We start from the raw sequence: 14,683 nt of genomic DNA, 5'->3' as shown, positions 1-14,683 counted from the left end.
AAAGATTAATTTCAAGTTAAATATATGAATATTATTATTTAAAATAATAATAGAAAGAGATAAATAAGGAGAAGGAAATATGGTTATAAAAAAAAGAAAATCAATTCGAGAACAAGTATATGATTATTTAAAAGAAGAAATAGTAAATGGAAAAATACAAGAAGGAAGTAGAATTGTAGAAGAAGAGTTTGCAGAGAAACTTAATGTAAGCAGAACGCCATTGAGAGAAGCTTTAAGAATGTTGGAATTTGAAGGGCTTGTTGAAGCAAGAGAAAAAGGAGGAGTGACAGTTCCTAAAACTACTAAAAAAGATGTAGAAGAAGTTGTAAAAATAAGAATAGCTTTAGAAAAAGTTATATTTGAAGACTTATTTCTGAAAGTTACTTTAGAAGATATAATTAAATTAGAAAAAAATATAAATAAAGTAAATAAAATAATAAATGATAATTTGAAATCTTTAGAAGTATTTAAATATTTTTCAGAATTTAATAAAATACTTTATAATATATCAGATCTACCAAGAGTTGTAAATTTAATAAATAATTTAAATTTATATTTAAAAAAATTCAGAAAAATATCAGCAGAAAATACTGAAAGAAGATTAAATGCACATCAAGATCATATTATGATTGTAAAATTAATAAAAGAAGGGAAAAAAATGGAAGCAATTGAAGTAAATAAAAAACATTTATTAGAAGCTAAAGAGTTTTTAATAAAACAAGTAGAAAATTAAAATCAGAAGAAATTCTGTTTTTTTTTTGAGCATATTTTTTGTTTGCGGGCAATAAAATATATTTTAAATACATGCTAAAAAATAATTTGACAATTATAAAAAATATTGTATACTGTAGTGTAAATAATAAAACTGTATACAGAATACAGAAAACTTAAAAATTAAGGAGGATATTTTGAATAATAAAGTTAAAATAATGGAAACTTGTTTAAGAGATGGACATCAGTCATTAATAGCAACAAGATTAACAACTGCAGAAATTCTTCCAATTGTTGAAAAAATGGATAAAGTTGGATACCATGCTTTAGAAGTTTGGGGAGGAGCAACTTTTGATGCTTGTATAAGATTCTTAAATGAAGACCCTTGGGAAAGGCTTAGAGAAATAAAAAAAAGAGCTAAAAAAACAAAATTACAAATGCTTTTAAGAGGTCAAAATCTTTTAGGATATAGACACTATGCGGACGATATAGTAGAAGAATTTGTAAAAAAATCTATAGAAAATGGTATCGATATAATCAGAATATTTGATGCACTTAATGATACAAGAAACTTAAAGGTTTCTGCAGCAGCGACTAAAAAATATGGTGGTCATTGTCAATTGACAATAGCTTACACAATTAGCCCTGTTCATACAACAGAATATTACAAAAATTTAGCAAAAGAAATGGAAAATATGGGAGCAGATTCAATAGTAATAAAGGATATGGCTGGAATACTTCTTCCTGAAACAGGATATAATTTAATAAAAGAAATTAAATCTGTAATAAATGTGCCATTAGAATTACACACTCATGCAACAAGTGGAATAGCAAGCATGTTATATCTTAGAGCTGTAGATGCAGGAATAGATATCATTGATACAGCAATTTCAACGTTTGCTGGAGGAACAGCTCAACCTGCAACAGAATCTATGGTTAGAACATTTGAAGGTGGAGAAAGAGATCCAGAATTAAATTTAGACCTTCTAAAAGAAATTGCAGAATATTTCAAACCAATTAGAAAGAAATATGTAGATGAAAAAGTTTTAAATATGCAAGCTTATTTTGTTGAACCAAGTATCTTAGAGTATCAACTTCCTGGAGGAATGTTATCAAATTTAGTTTCTCAGCTTACAGCACAGAAAGCAGCAGATAAATATGAAGATGTATTAAAAGAAATTCCGAGAGTTAGAGAAGATTTAGGATTCCCACCTCTAGTTACGCCATTAAGTCAAATGGTTGGAACTCAAGCGGTATTTAATGTCTTGACTGGTGAAAGATATAAGATGGTTCCTAAAGAGATAAAAGATTATGTAAAAGGCCTTTATGGAAAATCACCAGCACCAATGTCAGAAGAGGTAAAAAAGAAGATTATTGGAGATGAAAATGTATTTACAGGAAGACCTGCAGATCTTTTAAAACCAGAATATGAAGAAATAAAAAAAGATATTGGTAGTTTAGCTAAAACTCCTGAAGATATTTTAATGTATGCTATGTTTCCACAAATAGCTAGAACTTATTTAGAAAATAGAGATAAACCAAAAATAGAAAAAGAATATAGAAATATAAATATAATTTTTTAATTGAAAGGAGAATGATTTATAATAATGTTTAAAGGAACTATATCATTTATGACATCTCTTCAAATAACTTTAATAAGTATGGTTGTTGTATTTTTAATATTAGCTATATTAGCTTTTGTTCTTTCTCTGTTTAAATATATTCCTGCAGAAAAAGTAATAAAGATAAAAAAGGCTACACCAACAATAACACCTAAAAAAGTAGAAAAAGAAAAGTTTGATCCATCAAAAATAAAAAGTGAAGAGATGCAAGTAGCTATGATGGTGGCGTGTATAGAGGCAGCTGAAGAAGATAAAGATGCTAAGATAAAAGTTGTAGGAATAAAAGAACTAAACTAAATAGGAGTGTAATTGAAATGATAAAAGTGTATAAAATTAAAATTGGAGAAAAAGTATACGAGGTAGAAGTAGAATCAGTAAAAGAGGTTAACGGAACAATATCAACACCATCAATACCAGTATCAGCACCAACAGGAAACGGAACAAAAGTTGAGGCACCAATGCAAGGGCTAGTAGTGTCTATAGATGTAACTTTAGGAGCTAGTGTTAAAGTTGGAGACACATTATTAGTATTAGAAGCTATGAAGATGGAAAATCCAATTGTTTCACCAGTAAACGGAGTGATTCAATCAATAGCTATAAATAAAGGTGACACAGTAGATGGTGGAACAGTATTAGTAGTAATAGCTTAAATAATAATAAACAATAAAGTTGAAAGGAGTTAAAATGGAGTTTTTAAGTAATTTATTTGCAACAACAGGAATTGCAATGATGACTATTAATGAAGGTATCATGATTTTAGTTGCACTTTTTCTATTGTTCTTAGCAATAAAAAAACAGTATGAGCCATATCTTTTACTTCCAATAGCTTTTGGAATGCTGTTAGTAAATTTACCAGCACCAGTAAGCGAAGGAATAATGGATAAAAATGGTCTTTTAAATATTTTATATGCAGGAGTTAAGTATGGAGTATATCCTCCACTAATCTTCTTAGCAATTGGAGCAAGTACAGATTTTGGGCCTTTAATTGCAAATCCTAAGAGTTTACTTCTTGGAGCAGCAGCTCAATTAGGTATATTTGCAGCTTTTATAGGAGCAGTAGCAATGGGAATGACAGGAAGTGAAGCAGCTTCTATTGGAATTATTGGTGGAGCAGATGGTCCAACAGCAATTTATTTAACATCTAAATTAGCACCTCATATGTTAGGGCCAATAGCAGTGGCAGCTTATTCATATATGGCACTAGTTCCAGTAATTCAACCCCCAATTATTAAATTATTTACAACTAAAGCTGAAAGACAGATAAAAATGACTCAACTTAGAAGTGTAAGTAAGAGAGAAAAAATCTTATTTCCAATAATTGTAACAATAGTAGTAACTTTGATAATTCCATCAGCAATACCTTTAGTAGGAATGTTAATGTTTGGAAATTTAGCTAAAGAAAGTGGATTAGTTCCAAATTTAGTTGAACATATAAAAGGCTCTTTAATGTATGTAATTACAATATTTATCGGATTAACAGTTGGAGCAACAACAAATGCAGAGGCATTTTTAAATTTAGCAACAATAAAAATAATAGTTTTAGGACTTTTTGCATTTTCATTTGGAACAGCAGGTGGAGTTTTGTTTGGAAAAGTTATGTGCAAACTAAGTAAAGGTACAATCAATCCAATGATTGGAGCGGCAGGAGTAAGTGCTGTACCAATGGCAGCAAGAGTAGTTCAAAAAGTAGGACAAGAAGAAAATCCAAGTAATTTCTTATTGATGCATGCAATGGGACCAAATGTAGCAGGAGTTATAGGTTCAGCAGTAGCAGCAGGAGTTTTACTTGCAATGTTTAAATAATTAGAAAATGGAGGTCAGTAAATGGAGATCAAAATAAAAGCAGTAGCAGGAACTCTTGAGTCAAGCGACATGTATATTATAATTGAACCAAACTCTACAGGAATTGAATTAGAGATTGAAAGTGTTGTAATGGGTCAATATGGAGATGATGTGAGAAGAGTAGTATTAGAAACTTTAACTGAATTAGGAGTTACTTCAGCTAAAGTTTTAATAAATGATAAAGGCGCTATAGAACCTGTAATTAAAAGCAGAATTCAAACAGTTGTAACAAGAGCAGCTCAACAAAAATTCACTTGGAAGTAGGAGGAAAAAATGAAATTAAGACGTTCAATGCTTTTTATTCCGGGAAATAACCCAGGAGTAATAAAAGATGTACATATTTATAGACCAGATTCAATAATGTTCGACCTAGAGGATGCAATTGCAGTAACTGAAAAAGATTCAGCTAGATTTTTAGTTTATAATATGTTGCAAAAAATGAGACCAATATATAAAAGCTTAAATATAGAAACAGTTGTAAGAATAAATGCCTTAGATACTGAATATGGAGTAGAGGACTTAGAATTTATTGTTAGAGCTCAACCTGATATTATAAGAATTCCTAAAACGGATACACCAAAAGATGTTTTAGATGTAGAAAATCATGTAGAAAGAATTGAAAAAGAAGCAGGAATTCCTATTGGAACTACAAAATTAATGGTGGCAATAGAAAGTCCTTTAGGAGCTTTAAATGCATATCAAATAGCAATTTCTTCAAAAAGATTAGTAGGAATGGCTATCGGTGGAGAAGATTATGTAACTAATCTAAAAACAAATAGATCACAAGAAGGAGTAGAATTATTTACAGGAAGAGGAATGATTGTAATGGCAGCTAGAGCAGCTGGAATAGATCCATTAGATTCAGTTTATTCAGATGTAAATAATGATGAAGGATTTATAAAAGAAGCTACTATGATAAAGCAAATGGGATTCTCTGGAAAATCATTAATTCATCCAAGACAAATAGAGTTATTACATAAAGTTTACACACCTTCAGAAATAGATATAAAAAAAGCTAAAAAAATAGTAGATGCTACGAAAGAAGCTTTAGAGCAAAATAAAGGAGTATTTACTGTAGATGGGAAAATGGTAGATAAACCAATAATTGAAAGAGCCCAACATGTTTTAAGACTAGCAAAAGCAGCTGGGGTAAGATTAGGAGGAGACGAGTAATATGATAAATAAAAGAATTGATGAAAGCCTTTTAAAAACAATAAAAGGTTACGAAGAAAGAAAAGCATATAACTCTCCATTTACTTATCAACCAGAAGGAACAGTTAATGAAAACACAGATAGCTTAAAAGGTGCTATAAGAAGAAACAAAGTCTTAAATTCTTTAGAAGAAGCTATAAAAAAATCAGGATTAAAAGATGGAATGACAATATCTTTTCATCATCATTTTAGAAATGGTGATAAAGTATTACCTATGGTTTTAGATAAATTAGCTGAAATGGGATTTAAGAATCTTAGAGTAGAAGCAAGTTCTTTTACTAAAGCTCACGAAGGTATTGTTAAGCATATAAAAACAGGAGTAGTAAATAGATTAGGTTCTAGTGGATTAAGAGGAGATTTAGCTAAGGAGATATCTAATGGAATATTAGGAGATTATCCTGCAGTTATAAGATCACATGGAGGAAGAGCAAGAGCTATTGTTGAAGGAGATTTAAAAATAGATGTTGCTTTCTTAGGAGCTTCATCATCTGATTGTATGGGTAATGCAAATGGGGTTAAAGGAAAATCGCTTTGTGGATCTTTAGGTTATGCTAAAGTAGATGCAGCTCATGCAGAAAAAGTAGTAATAATAACAGATAGCTTAGTGGATTATCCGAATAGTCCTATGAGTATTCCACAAATACAAGTTGATTATGTAGTTGTAGTTGATGAGATTGGAGATCCTAATGGAATAATGTCTGGGGCAACAAGATTTACATCAAATCCAAAAGAATTATTAATGGCTAAAAAAGTTTTAGATGTTATGTTAGCATCTGGATATTTTAATGATGGATTTTCAATGCAAACAGGTTCTGGAGGAGCTTCGTTAGCTGTTACAAGATTTATAAGAGAAGAGTTAATAAAAAGAAATATTAAGTGTAGCTTTGGATTAGGTGGAATAACAAAAGCGTTCGTAGATTTATTAGAAGAAGGATTAATGGGACAACTTTATGATACTCAATGTTTTGATTTAGCAGCAGTAGAATCAATTGGAAGAAATGAAAAGCATGTAGAAGTAAGTGCAGATTTTTATGCAAATCCATTTAATGCATCTCCAGCAGTAAATAAATTAGATTTCGTAATTTTAAGTGCCTTGGAAGTGGATAAAGATTTCAATGCCAACGTTATTTCGGGTTCAGATGGAATAATAAGAGAAGCTTCTGGAGGACATTCTGATACAGCAGCAGCAGCAAACTTATCTATAATAGTAGCGCCGTTAACAAGAGGAAGAATTCCTACAATAATAGAAAAAGTAACAACTGTTGTAACACCAGGTAGTACTGTTGATGTAGTTGTAACAGATTATGGAGTTGTTGTAAATCCATCGAGAATAGATTTGTTAGAAAGATTCCAAAATTCAGGAATAGAGTTAGTAACAATGGAAAAGTTAAGAGAATTAGCAAATTATATTGTTGGAGAGCCTAAAGAAATAGAATTCGAAGATCAAGTTGTTGCTGTAGTTGAATACAGAGATGGAAGTATAATTGATGTAGTAAAAAAAATAAAAAGATAATAAATCAAGGAGAAAGAAATGGCAAAAAAGAATTTTAAAGAACTTTTTGATCCAAGAGAAACAAAATGGAGCGGGTTATCTATCCAAATGTTTTTATCATTGTTAGCAATAGCTGCAATTGTAGTGTATGTTCCTTTTGGTGGAAAAGAATCAGCGTTTATGAGAGGGAATTTTTTAACAATATTTACATTATTAGCAGTTTTTGGTATTTTATTTGGTGAAATAGGAGATAGAATACCAATTTGGAATGAATATATTGGCGGAGGAACAGTTTTAGTATTTTTCACATCAGCAATTATAGGTACCTACAATTTAATACCTACAAAAGCTTTAAAATCTATTGATATTTTCTATGGAGAACAACCTGTAAATTTCTTAGAGTTATTTATACCAGCTTTAATAGTTGGTTCTGTATTAACTGTAAATAGAAAAACATTATTACAATCTATAGCAGGATATATTCCACTTATATTGATTGGAGTTTTAGGTGCAACAACAGGTGGAGTATTAGTTGGTCTTTTATTTGGAAAAGAGCCTTTAGATATTTTTATGAATTATGTTTTACCTATAATGGGAGGTGGAACTGGAGCAGGAGCTATTCCAATGTCAGAAATGTGGGCTCAAAAAACTGGTGGAAATCCAAAAGAGTGGTTTGCTTTTGCGATTTCAATACTAACAATAGCAAATGTTATAGCTATATTTACTGGAGCACTATTAAAAGAAATTGGAAAAAGATATCCTACATTAACAGGTTTTGGAACTTTAATAATAGATAATTCAAAAGAGGCTATAAAAGAAGATGCTAGTGAAAAGATAAAAGTTGGACAAAAAGAATTTGCGGCGGCAGTTGTGTTTACTGGAATTCTATTTATGTTGTCTCATTTATCAGCAGTTATATGGTCATCATTAAATTTACCATTTGAAATGCACAGATTAGCATTTTTAGTAATTTATGCAATTGTATTAAATATTTTAAATGTAGTTCCAGCACCATTGAAAGAAGGTGCAAAAAATATGCAAACATTCTTCTCTAAATATACAATTTGGATATTGATGGGAGCAGTAGGATTTGGTACAGATGTACAGGAAATTATAAATTCACTTTCATTTGCAAACGTAGCAATTGCTGGAGCAATTGTATTGGGAGCAGTACTATTTATAATGTTAACTTCAAAAAAAATGAAATTCTATCCAGTAGAAGCAGCTATAACAGCAGGTCTTTGTATGGCAAACAGAGGTGGGTCTGGGGATATTGCGGTATTAGGCGCAGCTGATAGAATGGAACTTATATCTTTCGCTCAAATTTCATCAAGAGTTGGAGGAGCGATGATGCTTATAATAGGATCAATGGTATTTGGATTCTTTGCATAATTTAATTTATATACTTAAAAGAGGTTAGATTTATCTAATCTCTTTTTCTTTTAATTTGAAATAAATAATGTATAATAACTGTAGTAAAGAAATTAGGAGGAATTTATGTTTAGAAAAGATATTTCTCAATTTTTAATAGATAAGAAAAAAAGTATTGTTTATATAGGATCCTCTAATAAAAATATAGATATATATTTTGACGATATAAAAGAAAAGAATTTAAATGTTATAAAATTATCAGATTTACAAGAGGAAGATGAATATTACAAGATAAACTATGAACTTACCGAAATGTTAAAATGTGATGGAAAGATTATAATCTTAACATCTTTGGAGGGATTATTAGAAAAATATTATTTAAATAATGAAAGTTTAACTCTTCAGTTGCATATGGACTTAAAAAAGAAATGTTTGATAGAAATTTTAGAAAAAAAGAATTTTAATAAAAAATATTTAGTAGAAAAAAGAATGGAGTTTTCAGTAAGAGGAGATATTGTTGATATATTTCCATTAAATGGTGAAGATCCAATAAGAATTGAGTATTCTGGAGATGAAATTAATAGAATTACTTATTTTTCAATTTTAAGTCAAAAGAGTATAGAAAGAGTAGTTCAAGCTAATATTTTTGTAAAGAAAGAAAAAGAAGAAAAGATAAGTTTTGTAAAACTTTTAGATATTATAAAGAAAGAAAAAGAGTGTGAAGTTTTTTTAGAAAATAATGAAATGTTAAAATATAAGCTAGAAGAAAATATTATTAGAGAAAAAGTTAGAGAAGATGAAATAAGAAAAATATATAAAAATATAAATGCTTTATCTATAAAATTAGAAGTTTTAAAAAATGAATCAGATATAAGAAGTGTAAAATCTTCTAATAAAAAGAATAGAATTAAGTATGAAAATATTTCAGAAATAAAAGAGGGAGATTACATAATACATGAAAATTATGGAGTAGGAATTTTTTTAGGAATTCAAGAAATCAATGGAAGTGATTATTTGGCTGTTAAATATGCTGATGAAGATAAATTATTTGTACCTATTGAAGGATTGGATAAAATAGAAAGATTTTTAGTTGGTTCAGGAAAAACTCCAGATTTATATAATCTTGGAAGAACTGGGTTCAAAAAAAGAAGAGAAAAACTAGAAGAAGATATTATAAAATTTGCAAAAGAGATTGTAGAAATTCAAGCGAAGAGAGAATTAAATATAGGCTATAAATTTTCAGTTGATACTGTTTGGCAAGAAGAATTTGAAGAAAAATTTTCTTATGTTGAAACGAAAGATCAAAAAAATGCAATAGTAGATGTTAAAAGAGACATGGAATCATCAAAAGTTATGGATAGAATAGTTTGTGGCGATGTAGGATATGGAAAAACAGAAGTAGCAATTCGATCTACATTTAAATGTATTATGGATAAAAAACAAGTTTTAATAATTGCTCCTACAACAGTTTTAGCTCAACAACATTTTGATACGTTTACTATAAGATATAAAGATTATCCAATAACAATAGAGCTATTAAGCAGAGCAAATGCTGAAAAAGATCAAAAAGAAACAATAAAAAAAGTAAAAAATGGAATTGTTGATTTAGTTATAGGTACTCATAGAGTTTTATCAGGAGATTTAAAATTTAAAGACTTAGGTCTTATAATTGTTGATGAAGAACAAAAGTTTGGTGTTAAAGATAAAGAAAAATTAAAAAAGATGAAGCATAATGTAGATATGTTGACACTAACTGCAACTCCGATTCCAAGAACTTTAAATTATGCACTTTTAGGAATCCGGGATATATCAGTGATTGAAACACCTCCGACTGGAAGAGTACCTGTGGAAACTATATTTTTATTAGATGATAAAAAAGAAATTAGAGAAAGTATTATGAAAGAGATAAGCAGAGAGGGGCAGGTCTTCTATATTTTTAATAGTGTTAAAAATATAGAAGATAAGTTATTGGAATTAAAAAGAAATCTGCCTAAATTTGTAACTATGGATTATATACACGGAAAAATGCTACCTAATGAGATAAAACAAAAATTAAAAAAATTTGAAGAAGGTGATACAGATATACTTTTAAGTACAACAATTATAGAGAATGGAATTGATATAGAAAATGCAAATACTATTATAATTGAAGGTTTGGATAAACTAGGACTTTCACAGATTTATCAACTACGGGGTAGAGTTGGAAGAGGAAAAAGAAAAGGTTATTGTTATTTGATAGTAGATAAAGAAAAAAAAATCGGAAAAGCAGCAATGGACAGAAAAAAAAGTTTAAAAGAGATAGGAGATTTTGGAGTTGGATTTAAGCTTTCTTTAGAAGATATGAAAATAAGAGGTGCTGGTGAAATATTAGGAGATAAACAGCATGGAGCTTTAGAAACTTTTGGTTATAATCTTTATACAAAACTTTTACAAGAAGAGATATCAAAAGTAAAAGGCAATTTTAAAATGGAATTTAAAAATAAAATATTGTTAAAAGAATCAGCTTTTATTCCAAAAAATTATATTGAAGGTGATGAGAGGCTTCTTATTTATAGAAGACTTGTAAATATTGAAAAGTTAGATATTTTAAAAGATATAGAAGAAGAATTAGTAGATCGATTTGGAATTTTACCAAAAGAAGTATTCAGTTTATTTAAGTCTTTAAAAGTAAAATTATTATCTAAAGAGTTAAAAATAAAAGAAATAGAAAAAAAAGGAGAAGAATATTTTTATAAGTTTGATAATGATTATGTAAATTTTAAAAAATTAGTAGAACTTATAGATATAAAAGAAGCGAGATATTCACAGAAAGATGGAGGTCTTTATTCAGAAAAAGATGTGTTAGATTTTTTATATTGGTATAAAGGAAAAGGAGTTTCAGATGAAAGAATTTGATGAATTAATTAAAATTATAAAAAAATTAAGATCTCCTGAGGGATGTCCTTGGGATAGAGAACAGACATTAGATACTTTAAAACCTCATTTGTTAGAAGAAACTTATGAAGTTTTAGAGGCCATGGATATTGGTGGAAATGAATTGAAAGGAGAACTTGGAGATTTGCTTCTTCAAATTGTTTTTCAAGCTAATATTTCAGAAGAAAAAGGAGAGTTTTCAATTGAAGATGTAATTGATAGTATTTCACAAAAAATGATTAGAAGACATCCTCATGTGTTTGAAAAAATAGGAGAATTAAAATCTTCTGAAGAAGTTTTAATTAAGTGGGAAGAGATAAAAAAGAACGAAAAAGAACATAAAGATAGAAAATCTAATTTAGATGGAATTCCAAAAGGTATGCCAGCATTATTAAGAGCAGAGAAAATTCAAAAAAAAGCTTCTAAAGTAGGATTTGATTGGTCTAATATAAATGGAGTAATAGATAAAGTATTAGAAGAAATTCAAGAGTTAAAAGTTGAAATAATCGCAATAAAAAAAAATAAAGCTGAAGAAGAATTAGGAGATTTATTTTTTGCATTAGTAAATTTATCTAGGCATATGGGAGTGAATCCTGAAGTTTGTTTAAATAACGCTTCAAACAAATTCGAAAAAAGATTTAGAAGTGTTGAGATGAAATGTGATTTAGAAAATTCTAATTTGGAAGAGATGAATAGAATTTGGGAAGAAGTTAAAAAAAATGAAGAATAATTTAAACTATTGACATATTGAAAAAATAAGGTATATATAATACTACATAAAAGGGTGGAGAAAATGAGATTAGATAAATATTTGAAAGTTAGTAGAATAATCAAGAGAAGAACTGTAGCGAAAATAGTTGTAGATGGAGGAAAAGCTAAGCTAAATGGAAAAGTTGTAAAAGCAAGTGCGGAAGTGAAAGTTGGCATGGAACTTGAACTTGAATACTATAGCAGATATTTTAAATTTAGAATAATAGAGGTTCCAGAAGGAAATGTATCTAAAAGTAAAACATCTGAATTAGTTGAATTAATAGATAGTAAAGGTATTATAATAGATCTAGATGGTGAGGAGGATATATTTTAATGAAAGAATATATACTTCAATCAAATGCTAAAATAAATATAGGTTTAAATATAGTTGATGTTTTGGAAAATGGATATCATCTATTAGATATGACTATGTTACCAATTACTTTAGTTGATAATTTAACTATTAAAGTAGTTGATGAAGTTGGAGATTTAGAAATAAAAACAAATAAAAAGGATATTCCTACAGATACTAGTAATATTCTTTATAAAATATATAAAAAATTCTATACTAAAATAAACAAACAACCTTTAAGTATGCAAGTTTATTTAGAAAAAAATATTCCGCATCAAGCAGGACTTGGTGGTGGAAGTTCAAACGGCGCAATATTTTTAATTTTTTTGAATAAATATCATGGAGATTTACTATGTCTTCAAGAATTAATTGATTTAGGGAAAAGTATAGGAGCAGATATTCCATTTTTTTTAATTAATAAACCTTGTAGAGTGAATGGAATAGGAGAAAAACTTTTAGAAATTGAAAATAATTTAGAAGTTTCTTTAGTTGTTATAAAACCTCCTTTTGGAGTTTCTACAGAATTAGCCTATAAACAAGTTGAAAATATTATAAAACCAAAGATGGCAAATATAGAATTAATTATAGATGGATTAAAGAATAATGATTTAATTCAAATTCAAAGTTCAATTGAAAATAATTTAGAAGAAGCACTTTTAAAATCCGATCGAAATTTAAAAAAATTTAAACATAGATTACAAGAAGTAGAAAATATAAAGTTTTTTATGTCGGGAAGTGGAAGTGCATATTATGCATTTTTAAAAAAGGATATTGATAAACAAATCAGTAATTTAAAATACAGATTTAATGATTGTGAAATTAAAATTTGCAATTTTAAATAAAACTACTAAAACGTAAGGAAGGTGCATTTAGAATGAGAATTACAGATGTAAGATTAAGAACAGTAAAAAATGATAATGAACTTAAATTAAAAGCTTACGCAGATGTTACTTTTGAAGAGTGCTTTGTTATTCATGGATTAAAAGTAATTGATGGACAAAAAGGAATGTTTGTAGCTATGCCTTCAAGAAAAATGCCAGATGGAGAATATAAAGACATTGCTCATCCAATAACACCAGAACTTAGAAAAGATATAACAGATTCTGTTATAGCTAAGTACAAAGAGGTTATGTTAGAAGAACCAACAATTGCATCAGCAGAAATTGAAATTGTAGAAAATTAAAAAAAAATTTGACAAAATTAAAAAAAAATGATATTCTTTTAAAGATGTTGGGGTGTCGCCAAGCGGTAAGGCAACAGACTTTGACTCTGTCATGCGTTGGTTCGAATCCAGCTACCCCAGCCATTTAATATAATATTTATAGGGAACTAAATATGTTCCCTTTTTTTATTTTTTGGATTATTACTAGTCGAATATAAGTTAATATAAAAAAATTGATTTTTGTTGGAAAAAATATTAAAATTTTAAGTAGTAACTATATTTTAAAGAGGTGATGTTTTGGATAACTTTAAAGGTAAGAGAAATGAAAAGATTTGGTTGCTTACAGAAATTATAGCATTAGTCGTTTTTAGTATATTTGTTTATTTTATTTTAAAAGAGAAAGTAAATATTTTAACAGGTTTTGTAAAAATATTAACATCCCCAACAGTTTTGATAACAGATTTTTTAGTTATTGGAGGAATGGGAGCTACTTTTTTAAATGCATTTCTAATTTTTATTTTTAATTATACTTTAATGAGACTTTTAGGAACACCGCTCAATGGATTAGCAATAGCATCTTTTTTTACGGTATTTGGATTTTCTTTTTTTGGAAAAAATATATTAAATATTCTTCCGTTTTATGTAGGTGGCATTCTTTATTCTAAGTATGAGCATATTGATTTTAAAGGTGCGACACGTTTCATAATGAAAAGTTATGACATGTTAAAAGTAGCTTAGTAGAAGCGAAATAACAGAGAACTATATTTTCGAGAAGTAGAATGAAGGAGTAACGCCCTGAAATGCTTCCTCTGATACTCCGATATGCGATTAGGTTCTAACTAAATCTAACCGTGTAAAGCTCGGTGAAGTCGGTTGAGAGTTATCCCTAACGTGTAATGATGAGGAAATGCGAACCAGAGGTGGTCGAGATAATGATAGGTCGGGAGTCAAATTCATATGGTAAGAATGCACGAAGGTGCTGACAAAGTTTCGAATGTACGGCTCTAAAAATCAATACAACAGAAATGTTGTAACCGCAAAATTGTGGGGTAAGTGGCGATTAGTAAAAATCTTTGATATGAAACTCGCTATACTGTTAAAGGCAGTATCCAGCTTACAGGGCTATAGAAACTACCTAAGTAGATTTAATGATAGAAAATATGGAACGTGGAAAGCAAGACACAACAAAAAACCTAGTTAGAGGGTTGGTGAATATAAGTTAAAGATTTAACGAAATTTCTCTAGTCTTGTGAGAG

The 14,683-nt window shown here is 28.7% G+C and carries 15 protein-coding genes and 1 tRNA gene; all 16 read left to right on the top strand.

Annotated features, from left to right (window positions below; genetic code table 11):
- Window positions 1-79: 79 nt before the first annotated feature.
- The 16 genes from ACRCZX_RS07420 to ACRCZX_RS07345 all read left to right on the top strand — a co-directional run bounded on the left by ACRCZX_RS07420 (window position 80) and on the right by ACRCZX_RS07345 (window position 14,165).
- A complete protein-coding gene (locus ACRCZX_RS07420) occupies window positions 80-733 on the top strand; it encodes a GntR family transcriptional regulator (protein WP_438582292.1) in 654 nt (217 codons plus the stop codon).
- A 175-nt stretch (window positions 734-908) separates the two neighbouring features.
- Window positions 909-2,294, top strand: a complete 1,386-nt coding sequence (locus ACRCZX_RS07415; protein WP_438582291.1) for an oxaloacetate decarboxylase subunit alpha — start codon at window positions 909-911, stop codon at window positions 2,292-2,294.
- A 24-nt stretch (window positions 2,295-2,318) separates the two neighbouring features.
- Entirely contained in the window at window positions 2,319-2,630 is a 312-nt protein-coding gene (locus ACRCZX_RS07410; protein WP_438582290.1) for an OadG family protein, read from the top strand.
- 17 nt (window positions 2,631-2,647) lie between these two features.
- Window positions 2,648-2,983 carry a biotin/lipoyl-containing protein gene (locus ACRCZX_RS07405; RefSeq protein WP_438582289.1) on the top strand — a complete coding sequence of 112 codons (336 nt, stop codon included), beginning with the start codon at window positions 2,648-2,650 and terminating at the stop codon, window positions 2,981-2,983.
- 34 nt (window positions 2,984-3,017) lie between these two features.
- On the top strand, window positions 3,018-4,136 hold the full coding sequence (locus ACRCZX_RS07400) for a sodium ion-translocating decarboxylase subunit beta (RefSeq protein WP_438582288.1): 1,119 nt from the start codon (window positions 3,018-3,020) through the stop codon (window positions 4,134-4,136).
- A 21-nt stretch (window positions 4,137-4,157) separates the two neighbouring features.
- Entirely contained in the window at window positions 4,158-4,439 is a 282-nt protein-coding gene (gene citD, locus ACRCZX_RS07395) for a citrate lyase acyl carrier protein (RefSeq protein WP_438582287.1), read from the top strand.
- Between the two features lie 9 nt (window positions 4,440-4,448).
- Window positions 4,449-5,348, top strand: coding sequence for an aldolase/citrate lyase family protein (locus tag ACRCZX_RS07390; RefSeq protein ID WP_438582286.1), 900 nt, complete (start codon window positions 4,449-4,451; stop codon window positions 5,346-5,348).
- 1 nt (window position 5,349) lies between these two features.
- A complete protein-coding gene (gene citF, locus ACRCZX_RS07385) occupies window positions 5,350-6,900 on the top strand; it encodes a citrate lyase subunit alpha (RefSeq protein ID WP_438582285.1) in 1,551 nt (516 codons plus the stop codon).
- Window positions 6,901-6,918: 18 nt separating this feature from the next.
- A complete protein-coding gene (locus ACRCZX_RS07380; protein WP_438582284.1) occupies window positions 6,919-8,271 on the top strand; it encodes a 2-hydroxycarboxylate transporter family protein in 1,353 nt (450 codons plus the stop codon).
- Between the two features lie 105 nt (window positions 8,272-8,376).
- Window positions 8,377-11,145, top strand: coding sequence for a DEAD/DEAH box helicase (locus ACRCZX_RS07375; protein WP_438582283.1), 2,769 nt, complete (start codon window positions 8,377-8,379; stop codon window positions 11,143-11,145).
- Window positions 11,132-11,893 carry a nucleoside triphosphate pyrophosphohydrolase gene (mazG, locus tag ACRCZX_RS07370; protein ID WP_438582282.1) on the top strand — a complete coding sequence of 254 codons (762 nt, stop codon included), beginning with the start codon at window positions 11,132-11,134 and terminating at the stop codon, window positions 11,891-11,893. The genes ACRCZX_RS07375 and mazG overlap by 14 nt, the downstream gene beginning before the upstream one ends.
- 63 nt (window positions 11,894-11,956) lie before the next feature.
- Window positions 11,957-12,247 (top strand): RNA-binding S4 domain-containing protein, encoded by a 291-nt coding sequence (locus tag ACRCZX_RS07365; RefSeq protein ID WP_438582281.1) that lies wholly within the window; start codon window positions 11,957-11,959, stop codon window positions 12,245-12,247.
- Window positions 12,247-13,107, top strand: coding sequence for a 4-(cytidine 5'-diphospho)-2-C-methyl-D-erythritol kinase (gene ispE, locus ACRCZX_RS07360; RefSeq protein WP_438582280.1), 861 nt, complete (start codon window positions 12,247-12,249; stop codon window positions 13,105-13,107). The genes ACRCZX_RS07365 and ispE overlap by 1 nt, the downstream gene beginning before the upstream one ends.
- Before the next feature lie 32 nt (window positions 13,108-13,139).
- Window positions 13,140-13,448, top strand: coding sequence for a septation regulator SpoVG (gene spoVG, locus ACRCZX_RS07355; RefSeq protein ID WP_438582279.1), 309 nt, complete (start codon window positions 13,140-13,142; stop codon window positions 13,446-13,448).
- Window positions 13,449-13,496: 48 nt separating this feature from the next.
- A tRNA-Gln gene (locus ACRCZX_RS07350) sits at window positions 13,497-13,571 on the top strand.
- A 153-nt stretch (window positions 13,572-13,724) separates the two neighbouring features.
- A complete protein-coding gene (locus tag ACRCZX_RS07345; RefSeq protein WP_438582278.1) occupies window positions 13,725-14,165 on the top strand; it encodes a DUF1576 domain-containing protein in 441 nt (146 codons plus the stop codon).
- Window positions 14,166-14,683 lie beyond the last annotated feature (518 nt).

This window comes from Cetobacterium sp., assembly GCF_051658645.1.
GTDB lineage: Bacteria > Fusobacteriota > Fusobacteriia > Fusobacteriales > Fusobacteriaceae > Cetobacterium_A.
The sequence above is the reverse complement of the archived record's forward strand: the minus strand, read 5'-3'. Positions and strand labels throughout refer to the sequence as shown.

Coding starts and splice junctions, on each gene's coding strand:
- ispE (WP_438582280.1), top strand. CDS start 12,247: ATGAAAGAATATATACTTCAATCAAATGCTAAAATAAATATAGGTTTA.
- spoVG (WP_438582279.1), top strand. CDS start 13,140: ATGAGAATTACAGATGTAAGATTAAGAACAGTAAAAAATGATAATGAA.
- citD (WP_438582287.1), top strand. CDS start 4,158: ATGGAGATCAAAATAAAAGCAGTAGCAGGAACTCTTGAGTCAAGCGAC.
- ACRCZX_RS07375 (WP_438582283.1), top strand. CDS start 8,377: ATGTTTAGAAAAGATATTTCTCAATTTTTAATAGATAAGAAAAAAAGT.
- mazG (WP_438582282.1), top strand. CDS start 11,132: ATGAAAGAATTTGATGAATTAATTAAAATTATAAAAAAATTAAGATCT.
- ACRCZX_RS07420 (WP_438582292.1), top strand. CDS start 80: ATGGTTATAAAAAAAAGAAAATCAATTCGAGAACAAGTATATGATTAT.
- ACRCZX_RS07405 (WP_438582289.1), top strand. CDS start 2,648: ATGATAAAAGTGTATAAAATTAAAATTGGAGAAAAAGTATACGAGGTA.
- ACRCZX_RS07380 (WP_438582284.1), top strand. CDS start 6,919: ATGGCAAAAAAGAATTTTAAAGAACTTTTTGATCCAAGAGAAACAAAA.
- ACRCZX_RS07400 (WP_438582288.1), top strand. CDS start 3,018: ATGGAGTTTTTAAGTAATTTATTTGCAACAACAGGAATTGCAATGATG.
- citF (WP_438582285.1), top strand. CDS start 5,350: ATGATAAATAAAAGAATTGATGAAAGCCTTTTAAAAACAATAAAAGGT.
- ACRCZX_RS07390 (WP_438582286.1), top strand. CDS start 4,449: ATGAAATTAAGACGTTCAATGCTTTTTATTCCGGGAAATAACCCAGGA.
- ACRCZX_RS07365 (WP_438582281.1), top strand. CDS start 11,957: ATGAGATTAGATAAATATTTGAAAGTTAGTAGAATAATCAAGAGAAGA.
- ACRCZX_RS07410 (WP_438582290.1), top strand. CDS start 2,319: ATGTTTAAAGGAACTATATCATTTATGACATCTCTTCAAATAACTTTA.